Consider the following 16,111-nt stretch of genomic DNA (forward strand, 5'->3'; position numbering starts at 1 on the left):
CAGGTCATGGCCTTGTCCTCTTCTCCTGATGCGTGCAGTCTCCGTTGCGCTGCACCCCAGCCACTACCCCCATTTAGGGTCACTGCCATGGTTGGTGAATCCAAGGCCCTGAGTGGGCGGACGTTGCCGCATAGCGGTGCGGTGAGTGGGGTGCTGGAGGCGTTGGCCTTCTTCCGCGATGCGGACTTCGCGCGCTCGCGTTTTGAGCGCCTCGGTGATGTGTTCGAAACCAAGTTGCTTGGCCAGCAGCTCGTCTTCGTCCGCGGGGAGCGAGCGATCAGCGATCTGTTCAGCCAGAGCGACGGCACCGAGGGCTGGTGGCCGGAGAGTGTGCGCAGCTGCTGGGTCGTCGTTCGCTGGCCAATCGCAACGGCGCCGACCACCGCGCTCGGCGCCGGGTGGTGGGGCAGCTGTTTTCAGCGGCGGCGCTGCGCCGCTACAGCCCGGCGATTGTTCAGCTGGTGGATCAACTGGCCGCGGAGCTGAACGCAGCAGCCGGGCCGGTCCGCCTGGTGGATCGGATGCGGCGCTTCGCTTTTGCCGTGATCGCTTCGGTGGTGCTCGGCCTCGAGGGCGATGACATTGAGGCGCTGTTCGCTGATTTTGAGATCTGGACGCGAGCCTTGTTTTCGCTGCCGATCGCCATTCCCGGCAGCCCTTTCGCCAAGGCGTTGCAGGCCCGGGCGCGGCTGCTGGAGCGGCTGCGGGGTGTGTTGGAGCGTGCCAAGGATTGCCCCACCGGTGGGCTGGATCTGCTCAGTGGTGGTTTGGATGAGGCGGGTCTTCCCCTCACTGACGACGACCTCATGGAGCAGTTGTTGCTCCTCCTGTTTGCGGGCTACGAAACCACTGCTTCCTCACTCAGCTGCCTGATGGCGGCCCTGCTGCAGCATCCGCCGGTGCTGCACTGGCTTCAGGACGAGGTGCAAACGCTGGCCTGGCCGCCACCGGAAGCGATCGCCGCACCACGCCTGGATGCAGTGGTGCAAGAGGTGATGCGGCTCAACCCACCGGTGGGTGGTTTTTTTCGGCGCACCACCCGGCCTCTGCTGCTGGATGGCGTGCTCGTCCCCGAGGGGCGTGTTGTGCAGGTGGCTCTGGCGGCCTCGCATCGCACCAGCAGCAATGGGGCCTCCGATCTGGACGTGTTTCGGCCGGAGCGGCACCTGGAACCAGGCAACGGTCTCACCCTGCTGCCCTTCGGCGGCGGCGAACGGGTGTGCCTGGGCAAGGCCCTGGCGGAACTGGAGATCCGGTTGATGGCGGTGGGTCTACTGCAGCAGGTTTCGCTCGAGCTTGCACCGGATCAAGACCTCAGCCTGGCGCTCATTCCCAGCCCGAGCCCGCGGGATGGCTTGTTGGTGATCGCGGCCTAGCTGCTCAGCCACTGCAGCGATACCTGCCGTTGGCGCGGGCCGTCGAGTTCCACCACGATCACGTCTTGGTACGTGCCGAGCACGAGCGCGCCCTTGCTCACATTCACGATCACCTGGTTGCCGAGCAGCAGCGCCTGCAGATGGGCGTGGGCGTTGCGGGGTTCGTCGGCCGGGATGTTGGGGCGTAGGTGGAGGTCGTTGTGCTTCCAGGGTCCTGCGGCAGGGGCGATCTGATGGAGCCACTGCTCGAGGTCGAGCAGCAACCGTTCCTCCATCTCGTTGATGATCACGGCGGTTGTGGTGTGCTGGCTCGACACCACCACCGCACCGTCGCGCCCGCCGTGCTGGCGCACAAAGTCACGCACCTGCGTGGTGATCGCCAGGCACTGGAAGCCCTGTTGGCTGGCGAGGCTGAAGAGCTGGTGCGTCATGGCAGGAGGCGATTTTGGCCACGTGCCGGCATCATGGGCGCGACGCTGCTTAGCCCTCATGCGCCGACTCCCGTCACTTGGCCTGGTGGGTCTGGCCTTGGTGCTCAGCAGCTGCACCTCGAGTCATCCCGCGAAGCCAGGTCCTAAGCCGCTTTCTGGGCCGATCCGGATCGAGCTTGATCTGAACGACCCCTCCAAAAGCTTTGGCGTGCTGCCTCTGGGCAACGACCGCACCATCTTCAAGGTGGGGTATGGACGCCTTGGCGTGACCTGCGCAGGGACCCGCTTTGAGGAGGGCTACACGCCCCTGGGCCGGTTCAAGGTGAATGCGATTCTCAGCAACGACCGCTTTGTGATGGATCCGGCTCTGATCAAGCAATCCGGTAAGAGCGAAGCGGAGCTGAAGGCATCGCTGTTCAAGAGCATGAACTCCATCGACTTCAGCGGTGATGGCGAAGTTGGTGAATACGGCATTGGCTATGTGAGCTTGGCGCCTGTGAACAGTGTGAAACAGCCGTTCAAGTTCAACACCTACGACGGCAAGTTTCGCTGGTACAGCTTCGCGATTCACGGGAGCAACAACGATCAGCGCATCGGCCAGAAAGTGACTGGTGGGTGTGTGAATGTGGCCGAGCCCATTCTCAAGACCCTGCTCAGCTCAGTGAAGCTGGGCGATGAGGTCGTGGTGACGGCGAATGGCCCTTGTACGCCCTGAGCTCGCAGGCCATGCTGTTTTCACCATGACTGACGACGATTTTCTGGCTGCGCTGTCTGCGGTGGATGCCGAGTTTGCTGCAAATCCCAGCTGGCAGCAGGTGAAGCTGTTAGCAGCAGCCCATCCCTGGACGTTGGGGGCACAACCCCTGACGCCGGGGCAGCAGTCGGTGTTGGCGTTCTGGCGGATCTTTTCCCGTGACGATGCCGGCAGATCCACGGCACCGATGCCCGGTGAAGGCAGCGCGGAGGAGATTCGCCAGAGCCTCTCCGACTTTCAGGAGGATTTCGAAGCCGCTGTGCTCACCAACACGGCGTTTGACCTGACATCCATCGAGCAGGTGTTTGCTTCGCTCAGCTCTGGGGCGTCAGCAGCAGATCCGCCAGGTTGAGGTCATCGCGGCGCGTCAGTGCAAAGAGAGTGCCGGCATTGCCTCGGCACACGCGCAGGTTGGCATCGAGCACGGTGATGTCGAGCCAGGCAGGGAAGCTCTGGTTCACGTTGCGCAGCCATTGCAACCGGCTGGCGCCCAGGGTTGGCCCCAGCCATCCGCCGCGTCGAAAGCGCACCTCCACCCGCTGGCTGGGTGGCTGCTCCGCTGGCACCACCGCAATGGACGCTTCCACGGCGATCCCGGCCAGGGCTGCCAGGGGGCCACTCAACCGCAGCAGGTTCATGCCACGCCCTTGAGATGGGGCGAGGCATTGCAGGTTTTCCAGCCAGGGTGCCACCGCTAGGTAGGGCTGGTTGCTGCTGCTCCAACGCAGTTCCCATACCCCCTCCAGCTGCTCCAGCGCCTCCGGCCTGGAGAGATCGACCGGTTGTGCCTGGTCGAGAGCGTTGATCAGCACCTTGATGCGATCGCCATGCCGGTTGGCGCTACCGCGGGGTTCTTGCTGCAGAAGCTGCAGCAGTTCCTGGCGATTTGGCTCAGAGGCCTCGATCATGCGTTGAAAAACACCGTCTGTGAGGCCTCCACGGTGAGGGCCACATCGGCCTGGGTGTCGACGGTGAACAGGCTCCAGGTGGCCATCGGTTCGGGGCAGCTGTGGGCCTTGGGCCATTCGATGCGCTGCCCGCCATAGGTGAGGCCCACGCAGGTGAGGCTCACGTCGTCGGCCAGAAGGCTCCAAAGCAGTTTGAGCTGGCTCCGCTCGTAGGTGGTTGGCGTCTGGGGTTGGGCTTCAGCGGCCACCACGCCAGGATCCAGGCCCACGGTGAGGGCACGCTCCCAGCTCAGAAAGGAGCCGTCGTGAGTGGGATAGAACCAGCAGGTTTCGTTGCTGGCCTCTGTGAGGGGAAAGCGATCTAGGCAGCGATAGGTGTCTGCCTCAGCGTTGCGTTGATACACCCCGATGGCATTGCTGCGCGGGTCGAACTGGGGCACCACCGCATCACAGATCAGCCGGCGCGGCTGGACGCCGCTCTCCGGTTCCAAGGTGCCCTCCCAGGGCAGCTGCGCGAGGTCATCGGCGGAGGTGCTCGCCGCGGTGAACAGGCGCAGGGCAAAGGCGCCGCCGGGCCCCTGGCGTTGGGCTGTCAGCAGGTCTTGCCAGCTGGCTTCCTCGTCCGGAAGGCAGTCGGATGGAGCGATGACGAACACCAGAGGTTGGTTCATGCCATCCACGATGACGGAACTGCGTCTCGCGCGAGTCTGTCGCCCCCGCCGACCGAGAGCACCACCGCGAGCTCCACCAGGCTCACGACGAGCAGCTGTAGTGCGACACCCCCCCGGCGTTGAAAAACTCCCGCGGCTTGAGCTTGTCGTATCGCGCGGCTAGCTGCGCCGAAGGTTCGCTGTAGGGATCGCGGAACAGGGTTTGCAGTTCCTGAATCAGCCTGAAGTTGCCAACTGCTGCCTGCTCATAGGCGGGGGCGACCAGCCATTCGCGCCAGGTGATGGCGGGATTCACCCGCTTCATCGCTGCTGCTGCTTTCGCTGGGTCGCCGATCTGCTGGCGCCATCGCTGCAGCCAGGCCTGCCACTGCTGATCGAGCTCCTCGGAACTCGGCACGTAGAAGCTCGCTTTGAGATCCTCCACGCTCTCGGGGATGGCCGAGAGGCGGCGGAAGACGATGGCGCAGTCGGCCCTCGAGCTCACCAGCAGCTGCAGCAGCTCCTGCATCAATTCGGCGTCGTAGCTGGAGAGTCCAAGCTTGCTGGCCCACATCGTTTCGAGGGCCTGAGCCATGGCAGCGGCAAAGCCTTCCTGGATTGCATCAAGCTGGGCCAAAGCGTCGCTGTCGCCTTCCAGCAACGGCCGCAGCGATTTCACGAACATCCCGTAATTCACCTCTGCGGCGGCCGGCTGGTTGAAGAAGCAGAAGTGTTCGCCGCCACCGGTCCAGGGCTGGAAGCGTGGATCAAACAGCTCGCAGAATCCGAAGGGGCCGTAGTCGAGCGTGTAGCCACCGGCGGCGCAGTTGTCGCTGTTGAAGTTGCCTTGGCAGTAGCCCACGCGCATCCAGTTCGCTACCAGGGCGGTGAGCCGCCCACGAAACAGGCGCGCCAGCTCCAGCACCTGCGCTTGCAACGGCAATGCGGCATTGATCTCGCCGCGGTAGTTGCGCGCGATCAGATGCTCCGTGATCAGTTGCAGCTCGCCCAAGGCATTGGCATGGGCATGGCTGCGTGCCCGACGGGCAAATAACTCCAGCTGACCCACCCGCAGAAATGACGGCGCCACCCGCGTGGTGATCGCCGCTGGGTTGTTCACCATCACATCAGGATCAAACGAGCGGGATCCTTCGCTGTACCAAGGCCGCCGCACCCCTTCTGCGCGCGACATGTAAAGCGTGAGCGAGCGGGAGGTGGGAACCCCCAGCGCATCCATGAACTCCTGCGCCAGAAACTCGCGCACACTCGAGCGCAGCACAGCCCGGCCATCGGCGCCGCGGCAGTAAGGCGTGGGCCCGCCGCCTTTGAGCTGCATCTCCCAGCGCTTGCCCTTGAATACCCCCTCAAAAATGGAGATGGCGCGTCCATCGCCGTAGCCATTGCCCGTGCCGAAGGGGCACTGCTGGGTGTATTCGGTTCCGTAGATCGAAAGGGCGTAGCCCGTCGCCCAGCCATGGGGGCGCATCGCTCCGCTGGCGGCTGTGCTGTCGCCGGAAAACAAGCGGCGGAAGGCCTCGTCGTGCGCCAGCGCGTCACTCAGCCCCAGTTCAGCGAACAGGCCGCTGCTGTGGGCCACGTATTCCGGTTGCGGCAGTGGGGTGGGCGTCACTGGCACGTAGTGCCCGGAGAACACCTGGCGGGCCCGATGGTCGTTGCCGTCCAGGGTGGCGTCGGGGTCGGGCCGCAGGGATTCGAGCAGGGAATAGTCGGCCCGCTGCGCAAACTCCTCAAACGTGGTCGCTGACGCAGGTGTGGGCACGGCTGTTGCGGCTGAGGGGACCATCCTGGCGAGCTGCTCAGCCTTCTCGGAGCAGCGGGGGCATAGATTATGAATGAATTGTGAAGTTTCCTGTGCTCCTTTCGATGCGGTGCGGCGTTTGATCGCTTTGGTCCCCCCGGCGCTGTCGCAGAGCCATCGCTTCGAGCAGGTTTCCTCAGAGCCCTACCCCACCAAGGCGGAGCTGTTGAGCTGTCTTCCGCCCGAGCTCAACCGCTTTGACCCCCTCAAAGCCTGGGGCAGCCTGGGCATGTCAGTCGGTCTGTCGCTGCTGGCCTACGGGGTGGGCACGCAGATCCCTCTCCAGTGGGCGGCCCTTCCGCTTTGGCTGCTTTACGGCGCCGTGACCGGCACGGTGGCGATGGGCTGCTGGGTGATCGCCCACGAATGCGGGCACAACGCCTTCCACCCCAACCGGCGCCTTGAGGCTTGCGTGGGTTTTGTGCTCCACAGTTTGTTGCTGGTGCCTTATCACTGCTGGGCCCGCAGCCATGCGGTACACCACGCCCATTGCAACCACCTGGAAGAGGGCGAAACCCACGTGCCTCCCAGGGTCTCCTCGCCTACAGGGCAGATCACCGAAGCGCTCAAACAGAAGCTCGGTCTCAGGCTCTTCGGCTGGGTGTCTCTGTTCAACCACCTGGTGTTGGGCTGGCCGCTGTATCTGTTCTTCGGTGCCACCGGCGGGGAGGACTACGGACGCCCCACCTCTCACTTCCGGATCCTTGCAGGCGGCATCGAGCGCAAGCGGCTTCTCTTCCCTGCGTCCTTTCGAGGGCTGATGCTGCGGTCCAACCTCGGGCTGATCGCGGTGCTGATGGCCCTGGGCTGCGCTGCGATCCAGTTTTCCTTGCTGCGGGTGCTCTGCGTCTACGGCCTGCCTTATCTGGTGGTGAACGTTTGGCTGGTGGTCTACACCTGGCTTCAACACACCGACCTGAACATTCCCCACTTCTCCAATCAGGAGTGGTCTTGGGCGAAGGGAGCCCTGCAGACCGTTGATCGCCCTTACGGTCCCGTGCTCAATCTGTTGCACCACGGCATCGGCTCGACCCACGTGTGCCATCACATCAAGTCGACGATTCCTCACTACAACGCCTGGCGTGGCACGGCGCTACTCCGTCAGCGCTACCCGGAGCTTGTGCGCTACGACCCCACGCCGATTCACCAGGCGCTCTGGCGTGTGGCCACCCGTTGTGGTGCCGTGCGGCAGAGTCCTGTTGATGGTGCCTACTACTACTGAATCGGTCAGTTATGGACGACGCACTGCAGGCTCTCGTGGCTGACCTCGGCAGCGGCAATGTGCTTGATGCCGAAATGCTGGAGGGTTGCGCCGTTGAGCCCCACGAGCTCGACGATATGGATGAACAACAGGCGGCGATCGTGGCTGCTCATGTCTTCGACCAGCTGTTCGATCACGGTCTTGCTGAGGTGGTCGGGGAAAGCGCCGATCCCGAGGCGGGGCGTTGGAGCGGCACGTTGGATGCCTTCAGATTTGTGATCGAGCGCGACGAGGTGGGTGACCTCGTGCTCGATTTCATCCCGGCCGGTAAATGAGCTCGTGCCGGGTCGCCGAGCTCGGCTGACCCGTGGCACGATGCGGATTCCAGCTTCCGTTTCGCCGTGCCGCTGATCAACGTGCGCACCTCTTTAGCTTCGGTGGATCACGCGGAGGCCCTGCTCAAGGAGCTCTCCGCCGCCCTGGCTCAGCAGACCGGCAAGCCCGAGGGCTACGTGATGACGATGCTGGAAACCGCTGTGTCGATGACCTTCGGTGCCAGCACGGAGCCCAGCGTGTTTGTGGAGATCAAATCGATCGGCTCCTTGCGCCCTCCCGCCATGACGGCTGCGTTCTGTGATCTGATCAGCGCCCGCACGGGAATTCCCACCAACCGCATCTACATCCAGTTCGAGGATGTGGCAGCCGCCAGCTGGGGCTGGGATGGCCGCACCTTTGGCTGAGGCCGGGCTCAGGGTGCGGCATTGCCGATCGTGAGCGGCTTGAGCCTCCAGATGCGCGTGGCGTAGTCCTCGATGGCGCGATCACTGCTGAAGAAGCCGCAGCGCATCGTGTTGGTGATCGACGCCCTCGCCCAAACGTCTGGGTTTTGCCAGGCCTGATCCACCTGATTCTGGGCGCGGCTGTAATCGGCCGCATCCGCCATCACCAGGAACGGATCGCTGCGTGTGAGGTTGTCGAGCAGAGGCTGGTAGAGCGATCGATCGCCTTCGCTGAAATGGCCCGAGGCGATCAGTGCCAGGGCCTCCCGGGCGTTGCTGTTTGGCTCCAGCCAGGTCCAGGGGTGATAGCCCCTGGCAGTGATCTCCTGCACCTGGGCAGCCGTATGCCCGAACAGGAAGAAGTTCTTTCCCCCCACCCGCTCGCGGATCTCGATGTTGGCACCATCGAGCGTGCCGATGGTGAGTGCCCCGTTGAGAGCCATTTTCATATTGCCCGTGCCGGAGGCTTCCTTCCCAGCGGTGGAGATCTGCTCCGAGAGGTCCACCGCCGGGTAGGTGAGTTGGCCAAGGCTCACGCTGAAATTGGGCAAAAACACCACCCGCAGCCGCCCCCGCATGGAGGGGTCAATGTTCACCATTTCGGCGATGCCCACGATCAGCCGGATGATCAACTTGGCCATGGCATAGCCCGGGGCCGCCTTGCCGCCGAAGATCACCGTGCGCGGCGGCAGATCCTCGCCGGCTCGTAGGCGCAGGTAGCGCTGCACCAGCTCAAGCGCCGCCAGATGCTGGCGTTTGTACTCGTGAATGCGCTTCACCTGCACATCAAACAGAGAGGTGGGATCCACGAGCACCCCGAGCTGCTGATGGATGTGGTCGGCGAGTCGCTGCTTGGCCAGCGCCCGAACGCCGCGCCAGCGCTCCAGGAAGTTGGCGTCGTTCAGGAGTGGTTCGAGCCGCTCGAGTTGCTGCAGATCGCGCCGCCAGCTATCACCGATCGCCTCATCGAGCAGGCCCGAGAGGTAGGGGTTGGCGACGGCGAGCCAACGCCTGGGTGTGACGCCGTTGGTCACATTGGTGAAGCGCTCCGGCCAGAGCTGGGCGAAATCGGCAAGAACCTGATCCTTCAACAATTGGCTATGCAATTCGGCCACGCCATTGGTGTGGTGACTACCCACCACGGCCAGATGGGCCATGCGCACCCGCTGTTTCGGCCCTTCCTCAATCAACGACACTCTGGCTAATACCTCCGGCTGGCCGGGGTAGCGCAGCCGCACCATCCGCAGGAAACGGGCGTTGATCTCGTAAATGATCGCGAGCTGCCGCGGCAGAAGTTGCTCGAATAGCTCCACACCCCAGGTTTCCAGGGCCTCTGGCAGCAAGGTGTGGTTGGTGTAGCTGAGGCTGGCGGTGGTGATCGACCAGGCCGCATCCCAGTCGAGCCCTTCTTGATCAATCAGCAGGCGCATCAGTTCAGCCACCGCAATCGCTGGGTGGGTGTCGTTGAGCTGCACCGCAAATTTGCGGTGGAAGTCGCTCACCGGCAGGCCCTGCTTCTTCAGGATCCGCAGCATGTCTTGCAGGGAGCACGACACGAAGAAGATCTGCTGGCTGAGGCGCAATCGTTTGCCCTGATCCAGTTCGTCGTTGGGGTAGAGCACCTTGCTCAGGGTTTCGCTCTGCACCTTGGCCAGCACGGCACGGGTGTAATCACCGGCATTGAAGGAGGCGAAATCGAACGCTTCCGGCGCCATCGCCGACCACAACCGCAGCGTGTTGGCTGTTCGCACGCCATAGCCCGTGATCGGCGTGTCATGCGCCACACCAAGCACCGTGTGCTGACCGATCTGCACCGGATAGCACCATTCCGGGCGGATCACCTCCCAGGGATTGCCCTGCGCCAGCCAGGCATCGGTGCTTTCGTGCTGCCCGGTGTGGGTGATGCTCTGCCGAAAGATGCCGAATTCGTAGCGGATGCCGTAGCCGATGGCTGGCAACTCAAGGCTGGCCAGTGATTCCTGGAAACAGGCCGCCAGGCGACCCAGGCCACCATTACCCAGCCCCGGTTCCGGTTCGCAGCTGAGCAAAACCTCCAGCTCAAGCCCGAGTTCCTCGCAGGCTTCCTCGGCTTCCCTCCGCAGGCCCAGATTCACCAGATTGTTATCGAGATGGGGCCCCAGTAGGTATTCGGCCGAGAGGTAGGCGGCTGTGCGCACCCCTGTTGTTGTGTAGGCCTCGGCGGTTTCCACCCAGTTCTGCAGGAGCCTGTCTCGCACCGCCAGCGACAGCGCCATGTAGTAATCGTGCTGGCTGGCCAGGGTGGGTGACTTGGCCTGGCTGTAAAACAGATGGCGGCGAATTTGTTCCGCCAGGGAACCCTGCACTGCCACGGTCATTCCGGGGTCGTTGGATGGCATTCGATCGCCTCCTCGCGTCGACGTTGAGCGTCGACGACATTGATCCATCCACCGAAACGGAGTGCGGCGGTTGGTGCTGTGCCTATCCGCACCAAAACGCAGTTTTTAGGACGGAGGTTCAGTGCCTCGCCAGCTCTGGTTGCCCCGTTGGATGGATCCCTCCGGAATCACATCGGTGATGGCTTTCAGCTCCACATCCACCACGCGGTGGGCGGAGCCTGCTTCTGCTGTGCGCCAGAGGGCCGCGGTCACTGCCCTGATGCGGGTGCGATACAGGCCGCGGGCCACGGGCTTCCACTGGTTCTCCCGTTGGATCTCCAGGCGATACATGGATCTTTGATCTTTGCTTCACCATGCCGATGGCGAAGCTTGATGCCCGAATCCTTAAGGCCTCAATTGGGATCAACCTGGCTCGTCATCCGGGTGCTCAGGGTTTCCACACCCGCGACCATCCATAGCTGCTCAGATAGCTGGAGAACGCTTGGGCATCGGCCAGCGAGTGGAGCGCCACTTCCTCTACCACTCTACGGTCTCCATTGAGCTGTTCCACCTCGTGGCAGGCGCTGAACAGCAGATTCGGCACCTGATAAATCACCCACTGGCCGCGATAAGGCGTCTCCTTGTGCACCAGGGTTGCAATGGCGGGATTTTTATAGAGAAGAGCCATCCGAGATCGTTGCTGAGGGCAGCCCGCTTCGGGCAGCCGGCGTGAGCTCCAAGCATTCCCTGCTGGATCGATGGTTTGTGTACCTACGGCTACCAGGACGGCATCTGAATGGTGATTCGGTAGCGATAGCTGCCTGGACAGACGGCCTCGGCTGCGTTAGGTGGTTGCACTGATTGCTCGCTTCATGCCTTCCAGCGCTCGCCTACAGGCTCTTCAAACCATTCAGCATCGTGCGGCAACGCCCGCGGCATCCCCTGGTGCGTTGGAGGAGCTCTGGGCCAGTGATGTGTTCAGCCTGGCCGCGATGAAATCAGCGCTGCCCAAGGCTGTGTTCAAGTCGCTGCAGCGCACCATCACCCGCGGCGGCAAGCTCGACACCTCTGTGGCTGATGTGGTCGCTCAGGCCATGAAGGACTGGGCGACGAGTCGTGGGGCGCTCTATTACGCCCACGTGTTCTATCCACTCACCAACCTCACCGCTGAAAAGCACGATGGCTTCATCGCGCCCCAATCGGATGGCTCGGTGATCAGCGAATTCACCGGCAAGTTGTTGGTGCAGGGTGAGCCCGATGGCTCCTCGTTTCCGAATGGCGGGATCCGCTCTACCTTTGAGGCGCGTGGCTACACGGCCTGGGATGTGACCAGCCCCGCCTATCTGATGCAGACGCCCAACGGCACCACGCTCTGCATCCCCACGGTGTTTGTGAGCTGGACCGGTGAAGCGCTCGACAAGAAAACGCCCTTGCTGCGCTCCAATGCCGCCATGGATCGCCAGGCGCAGCGCTTGCTGGCCTTGTTGGGGGAAACCGAGATTGCTCCGGTGAATTCCAGCTGCGGCGCCGAACAGGAATATTTCCTGGTGGATGCCGCGTTCACAGCCCTGCGGCCCGATCTCCAGCTGGCCGGGCGCACCCTGTTTGGCGCGCCACCGGCCAAGGGGCAGCAGTTTGATGATCACTATTTCGGCGCGATCCCGGAGCGGGTGCAGGTGTTCATGCAAGACGTGGAGCATCAGCTCTACCGCCTGGGCATTCCCGCCAAGACCCGCCATAACGAGGTGGCACCTGGTCAGTTCGAAATCGCCCCGTTCCACGAGGCCGCCAATGTGGCCACGGATCACCAACAGCTGATCATGACCGTGCTGAAGGCCACGGCCAAGAAGCATGGCTTCACCTGTCTGTTGCACGAAAAGCCCTTTGCCGGTGTGAACGGCAGTGGCAAACACGTGAACTGGTCGATCGGCAATAGCACCCAGGGCAATCTGCTCGATCCCGGCAGCACGCCACACGAGAACCTCCAATTCCTGCTCTTCTGCGGGGCCGTGATTCGTGGCGTGCATCAATACGGACCACTGATGCGCGCCGCGATTGCCACGGCGAGCAATGATCACCGCCTTGGTGCCAATGAAGCCCCACCGGCGATCATTTCGGTGTACCTCGGCAGCCAGCTCGAGGATGTCTTCAGCCAGATCCGCAGCGGCAGCCTGCAGGGTTCGGCCAAGGCGGCGCTGATGTCGCTGGGGGTGGATACATTGCCAGACCTCAACAAGGATCCCGGCGATCGCAACCGCACCTCACCATTTGCCTTCACCGGCAACCGCTTTGAATTCCGGGCTGTGGGATCCGGTCAGTCGGTGGCTGGTCCACTGGTGGTGTTGAACACGATCCTGGCGGATTCCATGCAATGGATTGCCGATCAGCTGGAGCAACGGCTGCAGAGCGGAATGCCCTTGGAGGAAGCGGCCTTCGCAGTGCTGCAACGCACCATGGAGGACCACGGTGCCGTGGTGTTCGGCGGTGATGGTTATTCAGCTGAATGGCATCAGATGGCCGTGGAGCAGCGCGGTCTGGAGAATCTGCGCACGAGTGCGGATGCGTTGCCTGTCTTGCAACGCCCTGAGATTCGTGCCTTGTTCGAGCGCACGGGCGTGCTCAGTGCCGTTGAGTTGGAAAGCCGCTTTGAGGTCTATGCCGAGCAGTACAACCTGGCCATTGATGTGGAGGCCAAGTTGGTGCTGCGGATGGCGCGCACCCAGATCTATCCCGCGGTGATGGCTTCTCTCGAGCAACTGGCTGGCTCGATTGGCGCGCAGGAGTCGCTCGGTTTGGTGGTTGACCGCAGCATGCTGGATCAGATGGCGGCAGTCACACAGCAGCTGTTGTCGGCCTGTGAACGCTTGCAGGATGCGCTCGTGGCTACGCCAGCGGACGCCCATCACCATCTCCGCCATTGCGCGGATGTGCTGCTGCCGTTGATGAGCGAGGTGCGTGGTGCCGTTGATGCTCTGGAAGTGCTCGTCGACGATGAGCAATGGCCGTTGCCCACTTATCAGGAGATGCTCTTCCAGCGCTGATCGTTGTTTGTCGTCGTGGTCTTGTGATGCCGATGGAACCCTCTACCGCGTTTGCTGCGATCGCATTGGCCGCTGTGTTCTGGGATGGCCGCCTCACCATGGCGGGCTCCCGGGCCCTGCGGCATGCCCTCGACTATCGCCAGCCGTTCAAGAGCTACGACGACACCACCATGGTTGCCTTGATGGATTCCTTGGTTGCTGAGCTCCGACAAAAAGGAGCTCAGCACATGATGGTGGAATCGGCCGAAGTGCTGAAGCCTGAACAGCGGATGACGGCCTTTGCTGTTGCCGCTCAGATCATGCGCTCAGATGGCCGTTATGAACAGGATGAACTCAATATCCTCAGTCACCTTGCCGGCGTGCTTCAGCTCAGCGACGACTTCACCTTTGAAGTGATGCGGGTGATGGATGCTCTCCACTCCGATCTCTGAGCCCGCCTTCACCAGGAGGTGGTGATGTAGTGCACCAGGTCTGCGCCAAGGGGGCGACGGCCTCGGATCGCAGCCGCCCGTCCGCCTTCCGCCGTGGCCTGGCTGAACTGGGCCATGGGCGCGGATTGCGGATCGGCTTCCCGTTCAAGGCCTGGGGTGGGTTCTTGGTTGGTGGAGCGGGACTGAACCATGGCTGTTCTTCACGGCCTTGACCCTATGGATCGGTTCGACCCCTAACTGGTGCTAACCGCTACAGAAGTGGCCTTGCTTGGGCCTTTTTAGATCAGTTCTTCTTCTGCGTTCGGGCGGATTGTGCAGTCGCTGGTGGGGTAGCTCACGCAGAGCAGGGCGTAACCCTGGCTCATCTGCTCATCATCGAGATACGACTGATCCTGTTGATCCACGCTGCCCACCAGGAGCTTGCCGGCGCACGTGCTGCAGGCTCCAGCCCGGCAGGAGTAAGGGAGGTCAATCCCTTGCTCTTCAGCGGCATCGAGGATGTACGCATCGTCAGCGCAGCTGAAGGATTCGCCGCTTTCGAGCGTGATTGTGAATGTGGCCATGACGATCCTGAATTCAGATCTTGATTCAATGCTGTTGTTCTTGTCTGGGCTGTGGTGTGTTTGCCACTACACCTTCTCGATCAAGGGTTGATAAGTCGGCGTCCATTCAGCTGCATCCAGACATTGCATCGCCTCGTCGGGTGTGCGGGCAAACCTGGCCAGCCCCGCTTCTACGGCTTCCATGGCCACCGCATCAGCCACCACCCGGCCGATGCGGGGGGCATCGCACAAGGCTGGCATCAAGGCCTCGGATGGATCCCGGCTGGCGGGAATCTGCTGCGCTAGGGCATGCAGGCCCGAATCAATCAACGCATCGGTCATGCGCGTGATGCCGAGGGCTACAGCCGCAAATCCCAGCCCCGGGAAGAGGAAGCAGTTGTTGCACTGCCCCACGACCCGTCCATTCACCGGTTTGAACGGGCTGCCGGTCGCCACCAGTGCGCGACCGCTTGTCCAACGCCACACATCGGCCGGCGCTGCTTCGGCCAGATGGGTTGGATTGGAGAGCGGCAGGATGATCGGGTGCTCGCATGCGCTCAGCATGCTTTCCACCACTGGCTGGCTGAAGGCTCCAGCCACGGTGGATGTTCCGATCAGCACCGTTGGCTTTACCTGATCCACCACGGTCTGCAGATCCATCACCCCGCTGCTGCTGCGCGGCCACCCCTCTGTTTCCGCTGGATCCCGCCCGAGTTCCAGAGCTGCTGGGCTCACATCCACGCTCTCCCGGGTGACCAGGCCGCATCGATCGACCGCCCAGATCCGCTGCCTTGCTTCGCATGCGCTCAGTCCCTCGGCTTGCAGCAACCTGAGTAGACCTTCTGCAATTCCGCAGCCTGCTGTGCCCGCACCGAAGATCACAATCCGCTGATCTTTGAGCTGTTGGCCTAGCCCCTGGCATCCGGCAAGTACGGCCGCACTCGCCACGCCACTGGTGCCCTGAATGTCGTCGTTGAAGCTTGGAAGCCGGTTGCGATAGCGATCCAGGATCGTTTTTGCGGTGTTGCGGCCGAAGTCTTCCCAGTGCAGGCAGGCACCTGGCAACACCGCTGCCACTGCCTCCACGAACTCATCAATGAAGGCTGCGTAAGCAGCACCCTGCAATCGCGGTTGCCGCAGGCCTGGATACAGAGGATCGTTGAGCAGACTCTCCCGGTTGGTGCCCACATCCAGCACCACGGGGAGCACAGATTCCGGGTTCAGGCCAGCGCACAGCGTGTACACCGCAAGCTTGCCTTGACAGATATGAATGCCGCCAACGCCCTGATCGCCAATTCCGAGAATGCCCTCCGCATCGGTCACCTGCACCAGGCCGATTCCAGCGTTGGATCCAGTGCGCAGCACTTGCTCCAGGCGTCCAGCCTGACTCGCATTCAGAAACAGTCCATCCTGGGGTGTTCGGTAGGTCTGGCTGAAGCGCTGGATCACAGCTCCAACCGTTGGTGTGTAGACCACCGGCAGCACGGCTTCGAGGTGCGTGCGCAGGAAGGCGTGGAACAGCACCACGTTGCTGCGCCGCAATCCATCCACAAAGGTGAATTGCTCCAGTGGCTGGTTGATCGATTGAAACGCTTGCCAGCAGCGCTCCACCTGCTGGTCCAGACGTTCACACTGGGCCGGGAGCAACCCTTCCAAGGCAAAGATCCGGCGTTCTTCCGCGCTGAAGGCCGTGCCTTTGTTGAGGGCTGGTTGGCGTAGCAGCTCAAGGCCACGCAGTTCGGTTTGTCGTGGTGCCTTCCCAACCAGAGCTGTTTCAGTGGAGAGCAGCACCATGGTGCGAACCGTTTCGGGCACTCAAGGG

At 62.6% G+C, this 16,111-nt stretch carries 17 protein-coding genes and 1 pseudogene; 8 read left to right on the forward strand and 10 right to left on the reverse strand.

The window, feature by feature from the left end; all coding sequences use genetic code 11:
- Window positions 1–87: 87 nt before the first annotated feature.
- Window positions 88–1,376: pseudogene (locus H9532_RS04920) on the forward strand (cytochrome P450).
- On the opposite strand, the gene H9532_RS04925 reads toward H9532_RS04920, so the two are convergent.
- The gene (locus H9532_RS04925; RefSeq protein WP_296366119.1) at window positions 1,373–1,807 is read right to left on the reverse strand and encodes a secondary thiamine-phosphate synthase enzyme YjbQ; all 435 of its coding nucleotides are present in this window, start codon (window positions 1,805–1,807) and stop codon (window positions 1,373–1,375) included. The pseudogene H9532_RS04920 and the gene H9532_RS04925 sit on opposite strands and share 4 nt — an antisense overlap.
- A gap of 58 nt (window positions 1,808–1,865) precedes the next feature.
- On the opposite strand from H9532_RS04925, the gene H9532_RS04930 reads away from it, so the two are divergent.
- Both H9532_RS04930 and H9532_RS04935 read left to right on the forward strand, forming a co-directional pair.
- Window positions 1,866–2,522 carry a L,D-transpeptidase gene (locus H9532_RS04930; RefSeq protein WP_296366120.1) on the forward strand — a complete coding sequence of 219 codons (657 nt, stop codon included), beginning with the start codon at window positions 1,866–1,868 and terminating at the stop codon, window positions 2,520–2,522.
- A gap of 25 nt (window positions 2,523–2,547) precedes the next feature.
- Complete coding sequence (locus tag H9532_RS04935) at window positions 2,548–2,913, forward strand: hypothetical protein (protein ID WP_296366121.1); 366 nt, start codon at window positions 2,548–2,550, stop codon at window positions 2,911–2,913.
- Here H9532_RS04935 and H9532_RS04940 read toward each other — a convergent pair.
- From H9532_RS04940 to H9532_RS04950, 3 genes are all read right to left on the reverse strand, one after another.
- Complete coding sequence (locus H9532_RS04940; protein ID WP_296366122.1) at window positions 2,876–3,469, reverse strand: PAP/fibrillin family protein; 594 nt, start codon at window positions 3,467–3,469, stop codon at window positions 2,876–2,878. The genes H9532_RS04935 and H9532_RS04940 overlap by 38 nt on opposite strands.
- On the reverse strand, window positions 3,466–4,140 hold the full coding sequence (locus H9532_RS04945) for a hypothetical protein (protein WP_296366123.1): 675 nt from the start codon (window positions 4,138–4,140) through the stop codon (window positions 3,466–3,468). The genes H9532_RS04940 and H9532_RS04945 overlap by 4 nt, the downstream gene beginning before the upstream one ends.
- Before the next feature lie 82 nt (window positions 4,141–4,222).
- Entirely contained in the window at window positions 4,223–5,923 is a 1,701-nt protein-coding gene (locus tag H9532_RS04950; protein ID WP_296366124.1) for a protein adenylyltransferase SelO family protein, read from the reverse strand.
- 85 nt (window positions 5,924–6,008) lie between these two features.
- Between H9532_RS04950 and H9532_RS04955 the strand changes: the two genes are divergently transcribed.
- The 3 genes from H9532_RS04955 (at window position 6,009) to H9532_RS04965 (ending at window position 7,879) form a co-directional block, all read left to right on the forward strand.
- Complete coding sequence (locus H9532_RS04955; protein WP_296366125.1) at window positions 6,009–7,160, forward strand: fatty acid desaturase; 1,152 nt, start codon at window positions 6,009–6,011, stop codon at window positions 7,158–7,160.
- Window positions 7,161–7,171: 11 nt separating this feature from the next.
- Window positions 7,172–7,474: a hypothetical protein gene (locus H9532_RS04960; RefSeq protein WP_296366126.1), complete on the forward strand. Its 303-nt coding sequence runs from the start codon at window positions 7,172–7,174 to the stop codon at window positions 7,472–7,474.
- Window positions 7,475–7,540: 66 nt separating this feature from the next.
- Window positions 7,541–7,879: a phenylpyruvate tautomerase MIF-related protein gene (locus H9532_RS04965; protein ID WP_296366127.1), complete on the forward strand. Its 339-nt coding sequence runs from the start codon at window positions 7,541–7,543 to the stop codon at window positions 7,877–7,879.
- An 8-nt stretch (window positions 7,880–7,887) separates the two neighbouring features.
- On the opposite strand, the gene H9532_RS04970 is transcribed toward H9532_RS04965, so the two are convergent.
- From H9532_RS04970 to H9532_RS04980, 3 genes are all read right to left on the reverse strand, one after another.
- Window positions 7,888–10,296, reverse strand: coding sequence for a glycogen/starch/alpha-glucan phosphorylase (locus H9532_RS04970; RefSeq protein WP_296366128.1), 2,409 nt, complete (start codon window positions 10,294–10,296; stop codon window positions 7,888–7,890).
- A gap of 105 nt (window positions 10,297–10,401) precedes the next feature.
- Window positions 10,402–10,626 carry a hypothetical protein gene (locus H9532_RS04975; RefSeq protein WP_296366129.1) on the reverse strand — a complete coding sequence of 75 codons (225 nt, stop codon included), beginning with the start codon at window positions 10,624–10,626 and terminating at the stop codon, window positions 10,402–10,404.
- 97 nt (window positions 10,627–10,723) lie between these two features.
- A complete protein-coding gene (locus H9532_RS04980; protein WP_296366130.1) occupies window positions 10,724–10,963 on the reverse strand; it encodes a hypothetical protein in 240 nt (79 codons plus the stop codon).
- A 184-nt stretch (window positions 10,964–11,147) separates the two neighbouring features.
- On the opposite strand from H9532_RS04980, the gene H9532_RS04985 reads away from it, so the two are divergent.
- Complete coding sequence (locus H9532_RS04985) at window positions 11,148–13,316, forward strand: glutamine synthetase III (protein ID WP_296366131.1); 2,169 nt, start codon at window positions 11,148–11,150, stop codon at window positions 13,314–13,316.
- Complete coding sequence (locus H9532_RS04990; RefSeq protein ID WP_366664522.1) at window positions 13,274–13,747, forward strand: tellurite resistance TerB family protein; 474 nt, start codon at window positions 13,274–13,276, stop codon at window positions 13,745–13,747. The genes H9532_RS04985 and H9532_RS04990 overlap by 43 nt, the downstream gene beginning before the upstream one ends.
- A gap of 8 nt (window positions 13,748–13,755) precedes the next feature.
- Here the strand turns inward: H9532_RS04990 and H9532_RS04995 are convergent, their stop codons facing one another.
- The 3 genes from H9532_RS04995 to H9532_RS05005 all read right to left on the reverse strand — a co-directional run bounded on the left by H9532_RS04995 (window position 13,756) and on the right by H9532_RS05005 (window position 16,104).
- Complete coding sequence (locus H9532_RS04995) at window positions 13,756–13,938, reverse strand: hypothetical protein (protein WP_296366132.1); 183 nt, start codon at window positions 13,936–13,938, stop codon at window positions 13,756–13,758.
- 87 nt (window positions 13,939–14,025) lie between these two features.
- Window positions 14,026–14,310: a 2Fe-2S iron-sulfur cluster-binding protein gene (locus H9532_RS05000; protein WP_296366133.1), complete on the reverse strand. Its 285-nt coding sequence runs from the start codon at window positions 14,308–14,310 to the stop codon at window positions 14,026–14,028.
- A gap of 66 nt (window positions 14,311–14,376) precedes the next feature.
- Window positions 14,377–16,104 (reverse strand): NAD-dependent malic enzyme, encoded by a 1,728-nt coding sequence (locus H9532_RS05005; RefSeq protein ID WP_296366134.1) that lies wholly within the window; start codon window positions 16,102–16,104, stop codon window positions 14,377–14,379.
- Window positions 16,105–16,111 lie beyond the last annotated feature (7 nt).

The sequence above is a fragment of the Vulcanococcus sp. Clear-D1 genome (assembly GCF_014654725.1).
GTDB lineage: Bacteria > Cyanobacteriota > Cyanobacteriia > PCC-6307 > Cyanobiaceae > Vulcanococcus.

Bases quoted from the DNA above. Each gene is read 5' to 3' on its own strand.
- H9532_RS04985 (WP_296366131.1), top strand. From the start codon at position 11,148: ATGCCTTCCAGCGCTCGCCTACAGGCTCTTCAAACCATTCAGCATCGT.
- H9532_RS04995 (WP_296366132.1), bottom strand. From the start codon at position 13,938: ATGGTTCAGTCCCGCTCCACCAACCAAGAACCCACCCCAGGCCTTGAA.
- H9532_RS04925 (WP_296366119.1), bottom strand. From the start codon at position 1,807: ATGACGCACCAGCTCTTCAGCCTCGCCAGCCAACAGGGCTTCCAGTGC.
- H9532_RS04945 (WP_296366123.1), bottom strand. From the start codon at position 4,140: ATGAACCAACCTCTGGTGTTCGTCATCGCTCCATCCGACTGCCTTCCG.
- H9532_RS04950 (WP_296366124.1), bottom strand. From the start codon at position 5,923: ATGGTCCCCTCAGCCGCAACAGCCGTGCCCACACCTGCGTCAGCGACC.
- H9532_RS05000 (WP_296366133.1), bottom strand. From the start codon at position 14,310: ATGGCCACATTCACAATCACGCTCGAAAGCGGCGAATCCTTCAGCTGC.
- H9532_RS04975 (WP_296366129.1), bottom strand. From the start codon at position 10,626: ATGTATCGCCTGGAGATCCAACGGGAGAACCAGTGGAAGCCCGTGGCC.
- H9532_RS04980 (WP_296366130.1), bottom strand. From the start codon at position 10,963: ATGGCTCTTCTCTATAAAAATCCCGCCATTGCAACCCTGGTGCACAAG.
- H9532_RS04930 (WP_296366120.1), top strand. From the start codon at position 1,866: ATGCGCCGACTCCCGTCACTTGGCCTGGTGGGTCTGGCCTTGGTGCTC.
- H9532_RS04990 (WP_366664522.1), top strand. From the start codon at position 13,274: ATGGCCGTTGCCCACTTATCAGGAGATGCTCTTCCAGCGCTGATCGTT.
- H9532_RS04970 (WP_296366128.1), bottom strand. From the start codon at position 10,296: ATGCCATCCAACGACCCCGGAATGACCGTGGCAGTGCAGGGTTCCCTG.
- H9532_RS04940 (WP_296366122.1), bottom strand. From the start codon at position 3,469: ATGATCGAGGCCTCTGAGCCAAATCGCCAGGAACTGCTGCAGCTTCTG.
- H9532_RS04960 (WP_296366126.1), top strand. From the start codon at position 7,172: ATGGACGACGCACTGCAGGCTCTCGTGGCTGACCTCGGCAGCGGCAAT.
- H9532_RS04935 (WP_296366121.1), top strand. From the start codon at position 2,548: ATGACTGACGACGATTTTCTGGCTGCGCTGTCTGCGGTGGATGCCGAG.